Genomic DNA, 934 nt, shown 5'->3' with positions numbered 1-934 from the left:
GGGTGAGTTCAGGCGGTCAGTGCAACGTCGCGGATGTACTCGTTGAGTGTCTCGGCGGGTGTGGCGTAGCGCAAGGTTTTGCGGGGACGGATGTTCAGTAGTCGCTGCGTTTCGGCGAGGTCGCTGTCGGTGACGGTGTTGAAGTTCGTGCCCTTGGGGTAGAAGTCACGGATCAATCCGTTGGTGTTCTCGTTCGTGCCGCGTTGCCATGGCGAGTGGGGATCACAGAAGAACACGGGACAGCCGGTCATGACAGTGAATTGAGCGTGATCAGCCATTTCGGTGCCCTGGTCCCACGTGATGGTGTTCTTCAACGCTGCGGGCAGGGTGCTGATCATGTCTGCGAGAACGCCGGTCACGGTCTTGCTGTCGCGGGTCCCGGGCAGTCGTCCCAGTAGCGCGAACCGCGAGCGGCGTTCGACGAGGGTGATGATGCCGGACTTGTCGGGACCGACGACGAGGTCACCCTCCCAATGACCCGGGACGGCACGATCCGCAGCTTCGGCGGGCCGATCGCTCAACCGTGCCCCCTCGAGCCACGGCCGGCTGCTGCGAGCAGGGAGCCTGGACTGCGGGACCCGGGACTTGCGACCTGATCGCAACGCCTTGACGACCTTCAGTTCGTCTCGCAGCGCCCCTTTGCCCTGCACATACAACGCTTGGTAGATCGTCTCGTGCGACACCCGCATATCTTCTCTCCCGGGGAACAACGCCGGCAGCCGCCCCGCGATCTGCTCCGGGGAGAACCGGTCGTTCAACCCGTCGCGCACCGCCGCGCGCAGCTCGAGGTTCTCGTTCAGCTTCACCAGCCGAGGCCGGGCTCGCATCATTCGGGCGTGATGATCCGCGACCTCCGCGTCGTAGTGCTTGCTGGACCGGTATCTCAGCTGAGGACGTCGGGCGAGTTCGCGGGAGATCGTCGAGCGGGCGACAC

1 protein-coding gene is annotated in these 934 nt (G+C 64.3%); it reads right to left on the bottom strand.

The features are described from left to right. Positions 1 to 8 precede the first annotated feature (8 nt). On the bottom strand, positions 9 to 934 hold a 926-nt coding region (locus tag R8Z57_RS17390; protein ID WP_318355045.1), incomplete at its 5' end, for an IS30 family transposase.

Source organism: Microbacterium sp. M3 (assembly GCF_033548675.1).
GTDB classification, from domain to species: Bacteria; Actinomycetota; Actinomycetes; order Actinomycetales; family Microbacteriaceae; genus Microbacterium; species Microbacterium arthrosphaerae.
Note: the sequence above shows the minus strand (reverse complement) of the source record. Positions and strands in the feature narration are given on the sequence as shown.